The 5,216-nt window shown below is 54.2% G+C and carries 7 protein-coding genes and 1 pseudogene (1 of these 8 running past the window's edge); 7 read left to right on the top strand and 1 reads right to left on the bottom strand.

From position 1 onward, the window contains the following. The 4 genes and pseudogenes from CMG77_RS06255 to CMG77_RS06240 all read left to right on the top strand — a co-directional run. Nucleotides 1–749, top strand: a pseudogene (locus CMG77_RS06255) (efflux RND transporter permease subunit); it begins 2,361 nt to the left of the window's first position. A gap of 105 nt (nucleotides 750–854) precedes the next feature. Then, nucleotides 855–1,766 carry a HupE/UreJ family protein gene (locus tag CMG77_RS06250; RefSeq protein ID WP_286903795.1) on the top strand — a complete coding sequence of 304 codons (912 nt, stop codon included), beginning with the start codon at nucleotides 855–857 and terminating at the stop codon, nucleotides 1,764–1,766. Between the two features lie 25 nt (nucleotides 1,767–1,791). Beyond that, a complete protein-coding gene (locus tag CMG77_RS06245; RefSeq protein ID WP_286903794.1) occupies nucleotides 1,792–2,142 on the top strand; it encodes a DUF6488 family protein in 351 nt (116 codons plus the stop codon). A 7-nt stretch (nucleotides 2,143–2,149) separates the two neighbouring features. Next, on the top strand, nucleotides 2,150–2,509 hold the full coding sequence (locus tag CMG77_RS06240; RefSeq protein WP_286903793.1) for a DUF3147 family protein: 360 nt from the start codon (nucleotides 2,150–2,152) through the stop codon (nucleotides 2,507–2,509). Nucleotides 2,510–2,882: 373 nt separating this feature from the next. On the opposite strand, the gene merR is transcribed toward CMG77_RS06240, so the two are convergent. Beyond that, on the bottom strand, nucleotides 2,883–3,296 hold the full coding sequence (gene merR, locus CMG77_RS06235) for a mercury resistance transcriptional regulator MerR (RefSeq protein ID WP_286903792.1): 414 nt from the start codon (nucleotides 3,294–3,296) through the stop codon (nucleotides 2,883–2,885). Between the two features lie 73 nt (nucleotides 3,297–3,369). Here merR and merT point away from each other — a divergent pair, with 73 nt between their 5' ends. The 3 genes from merT to merA form a co-directional block, all read left to right on the top strand. Continuing rightward, the gene (gene merT / locus CMG77_RS06230) at nucleotides 3,370–3,726 is read left to right on the top strand and encodes a mercuric ion transporter MerT (RefSeq protein ID WP_286903791.1); all 357 of its coding nucleotides are present in this window, start codon (nucleotides 3,370–3,372) and stop codon (nucleotides 3,724–3,726) included. A 15-nt stretch (nucleotides 3,727–3,741) separates the two neighbouring features. Continuing rightward, nucleotides 3,742–4,032, top strand: a complete 291-nt coding sequence (gene merP / locus CMG77_RS06225) for a mercury resistance system periplasmic binding protein MerP (RefSeq protein ID WP_286903790.1) — start codon at nucleotides 3,742–3,744, stop codon at nucleotides 4,030–4,032. Between the two features lie 11 nt (nucleotides 4,033–4,043). After that, nucleotides 4,044–5,216 (top strand): mercury(II) reductase (gene merA / locus CMG77_RS06220; RefSeq protein WP_286903789.1); only part of this gene is annotated, 1,173 nt, incomplete at its 3' end.

Below are 5,216 nucleotides of genomic sequence, written 5' to 3'. Positions count from 1 at the left end.
TNCCNNTNCCCNTGCCNGACGGNGNCTATGTGCCNNTNTCGGAAGTNGCCGANCTGGAACTGGCNCCGGCGCCCAACCAGATCAGCCGGGAAAACGGCAAGCGNCGGGTGGTGGTNACCNCCAACGTNCGGGNCCGCGACCTGGGTGGATTTGTCGAAGAAGCACAAGCGCGCATCGCACAGGAGGTGGATTTGCCGGATGGCTATTGGCTGGATTACGGCGGTACCTTTGAGCAACTGCAATCGGCCAGCGCCCGTCTCGCCATTGTTGTACCGATTACCNTGGCGNTCATCATCGGCCTGCTGGTCATGGCGTTCGGTTCGGTGAAAGACGCCTTGATTATTTTCACTGGCGTACCGCTTGCGCTCACTGGCGGGATTTTATCCCTGTGGTTGCGGGATATGCCGCTGTCGATCTCCGCAGGCGTGGGCTTTATCGCGCTCTCTGTCGTCGCAGTTCTCAATGGTCTGGTGATGGTGGCTTTTATTCGCGACCTGTGGCACGAGCAGGGCGACCTGATGAAAGCGATCGTCGAGGGTGCCCTGATCCGCCTGCGACCGGTACTGATGACGGCCTTGGTCGCAAGCCTCGGCTTTGTTCCCATGGCGCTCAACACCGGTACCGGCGCGGAAGTGCAGCGACCGTTGGCAACAGTAGTGATCGGGGGGATTATTTCCTCGACTTTGTTGACGCTGTTCGTGCTCCCGGTGCTGTATGCACTGTTGCACCGCAAGAAAGCGAAAACCTAGCGAACCAGCAGGCTCCGGGCACGCCTGGAGCCTGTTTCCGCAACGAAACCCTGACGGGCGCAGCACAACTGTGGGCGCGCCCGCCACTAAATTCCATAATCACATGTGATTACTTCGATCACCTCCAAAAAAATTGAAGGTATTATGCTTAAACTCTTATTTATCATCATTACGTCCCTTGCCAGTGTTGCGGCCTGGGCGCATGGCATGTCGGTTGAAGACCAAGCCCGGATACTCAATGCGGGTTACCTGGAATACATTCGGCTTGGCGCCACCCATATGCTGAGCGGCTATGATCATTTGCTGTTTCTGTTCGGTGTTATGTTCTTTTTGACGCGCTTTAGCGAGATCATCAAGTTCATCACCGCCTTCACCATCGGCCATTCCATTACCCTGGTGTTCGCCACACTGTTCGGAATTACCGCCAATTACTACCTGATTGATGCGGTGATTGCGCTGACCGTCTGTTACAAAGCGTTCGACAACCTCGGCGGCTTTCAGAAACACTTGCAAATGAAATCCCCGAACCTGACCTGGATGGTGTTTGCCTTTGGTTTGATTCACGGGTTTGGCTTGTCCACCCGGCTTCAGCAGTTGCCGCTGGGCGACGATGGTCTGGTGTTCAAGATATTATCGTTCAATGTCGGTGTCGAAGTGGGGCAGATTGTGGCTTTGAGCATCATCCTGGCCGTGCTTATGGTGTGGCGAAAGACCGCATCGTTTGAGCGCTTCAGCAAAGCTTCCAACGTGGCGCTGATGCTTGCCGGTGGCCTGTTGCTACTGATGCAGTTGCACGGATTCCAGCACACGCAGTATCCTGATGATTTTCCCCTCAACCGGGATGATCACCAGCATACCCACGAAGACATGGCGGATAAAAGAGCACCGCTATCGAGCTACCCAAGACGCCTCGAGTTACGAGGGCCATCCGCCGACACAGTGGGCGAAGAGCCTGCTGGACAAGCCAGTGAACCTGAAGTCCATCGCCACGAGGGCAGTGAACCCCATTCGCATTAATCATATTTAACTTCGAGGAACCCTTATGAAACTCTTTACCGCCATTTTCACACTTGTTTTATTGATCGGATCTCAACAGGTGCTTGCACACAGTGACCATGCCCATAAGTCGATTTCAGAAACATCGGCGCTTGAGCGTGGCAGATCGGCAACTACGCAGCTAACCGAGAAAGATGCAGGCTTAGGCTTCGGAAAGCTTCCCGAAAGCTGGAAGGTGGTTCCTGAAGACGCCGTAAAAATTCATAAGAAAGGCAGCGGTTATTTCATCGTATCGGTCACCAATCGGACTGAAGCTCAAACACTTTACGTGCTCCTATCGAGTGACGGGGGAGTTTACGATGTGAATTTTACGGGTGAATTCGAAGGTTTGGAGTAGAATATACATGACATGGCAATGGATCATAACCAAATATCTGATTACCGCTGCCGTCGTGGTGGTGGTTTCCGAGGTCGCTAAACGCAGCGACAAGCTGGGTGCTTTGGTTGCGGCACTACCGTTGGTCACGATTCTGGCTCTGATTTGGTTGCACGTCGAAACGCAGTCGCCAGAAAAAGTGGCCAATCACGCGTGGTATACGTTCTGGTACGTGGTGCCTACACTTCCCATGTTTTTAATATTTCCGACGTTGCTTTCCCGAATCGGATTTTGGCCTACGCTGCTAGCCAGTGCTTTAGTAACCGTTTCCTTTTTTTGGTTGTTTTCGTTACTGGTTGGCCAGTTTGGTATTGATCTGAGGCCGTAGATGAGTTGCCTCACCTTTTGTCAGTCGGACTTCTGCAATGGATCCGATGCCACTCTGGACTTGTTCGTGCTTTTAATAGCACGGGCACAGGTCAGTCCGGTGGTCGATTACTGAAGGTGTGGATAATGATTCGCAAGACAAAGCACCGTATTGTCGGGGCCGAGGGCTGTCGTTGGAGGCCATTGGCCGCGAGCAGAGTTGCCTGCGAAAGTACATGGGGCTGGAAGAGGTCAATTCCGGTAGAACCATTCGTGCAGTAAGCCCCTGAATGAGCACAGGGGCTTACCCTCAGCCGCTCGATACGTAAGCCTTCACCACTTACAGGTATTGTCATGAAGTAAGTCCAGCTTTGAAAACGGTATGTGCCAACTTTTTATCCGACCCCTTCATGTAGTGAGGCAATTAAAGGGCAGGAGATATTGCTCTCCTGCGCGCAGCACTGATCAACCAAGTTGTTCAGTACCGCCTCGATTTGCCTCAGCTTGTTGATCTTCTCTCGCACGTCGTGCAATTTCCGCTCGGCGAGAACACTGACTTCGTGACAGTGGGCGCCATCATCCAACTGAAGCAGCTCATGGATCTCATCAAGGCTGAAACCCAATTGCTGCGACGTTTTCACAAACTTCAACCTGTCGATATCGGTGATGCCATAGCGTCGAATACCGCTTGGAGGCCGTTGAGGCTCCGGTATTAGTCCTCGGCGCTGGTAATAGCGAATGGTTTCAACTGAGACATTCGCTGCCTCGGCCAAACCACCAATGGTCAACGAGTTCGCTTTATCGGGCATAGGCCTTGACTCCGTAGCTGACTACGGTAGTAACTTTATCCCATCAAACACACTCATGAAAGGTGTAGTCGTCATGTCACATTCAAACTCGGGGCGTGGCCCTCTGGCTCTGATCACCGGAGGAGTAGCGGCGCTGTTAGCATCGGCCTGTTGTATTGGGCCTCTGGTATTGATCACCTTGGGCGTTTCTGGGGCCTGGATCGTCAACTTGACGGCACTCGAACCCTATCGACCGTTATTCATCGGCATTGCCGTGGTGGCTATGTTCTTTGCTTGGCGTCAGATCTATCGGTCGGGGAGAAAGTGCCAGCAGGGGGAGGTGTGTGCGGTTCCGCGAGATCGAGTAGCCTATAAGGCGATTTTCTGGGCAGTGTCATTGCTGGTTCTGATCGCCCTGGTGTTTCTCTACGTCTTGCCTTTGTTCTATTGATAGAGGAAATGTCCCATGAAAGCACGTGTCGCCTTCATTGCGTTGCTCGCTATGCTCATCAGTACGCCCGCCCTGGCAGATGAGGAATCCGTCACCCTGTCGGTGCCGGGCATGACCTGTGTCGCCTGTCCGATCACGGTCAAAACTGCCCTTAACAAGGTGAAAGGTGTATTGCGGGTAGAGGTGGACTACCCGACACGGGAAGCTGTGGTCACCTTCGACGACGTAAAAACGTCCGTGGAGGTGTTGACCGAGGCCACGGGCAATGCTGGCTATCCCTCTTCCCTGAAGCGTTCGAAGGAATAGGAGTTTTCCAAATGAGCAATGATAACCCCCTACACATTGCTGTCATCGGCAGTGGAGGGGCAGCCATGGCGGCCGCCTTGAAGGCGGCCGAGCGAGGAGCGCGCGTTACCCTGATTGAGCGTGACACGATTGGTGGTACCTGCGTGAATGTTGGATGCGTACCCTCAAAAATAATGATTCGGGCCGCCCATGTTGCACACCTGCGCAAGGAGAGCCCTTTTGACGGGGGCGTGAGTGCCAAGCCACCTCTGGTGGACCGGGAGAGGCTCCTTCAACAACAGCAGGCCCGTGTTCAGGAGCTGCGTGAGGCCAAATATGAAAGGATACTGCGTGATCACTCCGAGATCACGGTTCTCAATGGCGAGGCTAGGTTTGCCGATGTCAATAGTCTGAAGGTCAAACTGACTGCGGGAGGTGAGCAAACGGTCCGTTTTGATCGTGCTTTTATTGGTACTGGGGCCCGTCCGGCAGTGCCACCTATAACCGGGCTGGCGAAGACGCCCTATTTGACGTCGTCCAGTGCATTGGCACTCGATACTTTACCCGAACGGTTGATCGTCATTGGTGCTGGCTTCGTTGCTCTGGAGCTGGCTCAGGCGTTCGCGAGACTGGGCAGCGAGGTCACTGTGTTGGCCCGTAGCCGTTTGCTATCCGGTGAGGATCCTGCTATCGGAGAGCAAATGGAGATAGCCTTTCAGCGAGAAGGCATCGAAGTAGTCAACCAAGCCCAGACCAGCCGTGTCGAGTACACAGATGACGAGTTCAAGGTCGACACCAGGGTCGGCACATTACGGGCAGATCAACTACTGGTGGCAACGCGCAGAGCACCCAATACCGAAAGTCTAAACTTGGAGGGCGTCGGCGTGGAAACAATGCGTGGCGTGATTCAAGTGGATGAATATCTGCAAACCACGGTTCCAGGAGTCTATGCGGCTGGTGACTGCACTGACCAGCCAGAGTTTGTCTATGTTGCCGCCGCAGGGGGTAGCCGGGCTGCGATCAATATGACCGGAGGCGAGGCGACCCTGGACCTTAGTGCCATGCCGAGCGTGGTGTTCACCGACCCTCAGGTCGCCACCGTCGGTCTGACGGAAGCTGAGGCGTTCAAGCAAGGCATCAATGCGGACACCCGCTGCCTTGCCCTAGAGAACGTGCCGCGTGCTTTGGTTAATTTCGATACCGGT

The sequence above is a fragment of the Marinimicrobium sp. genome (assembly GCF_002695945.1).
In the GTDB taxonomy this organism is placed as follows: domain Bacteria; phylum Pseudomonadota; class Gammaproteobacteria; order Pseudomonadales; family Cellvibrionaceae; genus Marinimicrobium; species Marinimicrobium koreense.
Note: the sequence above shows the minus strand (reverse complement) of the source record. Positions and strands in the feature narration are given on the sequence as shown.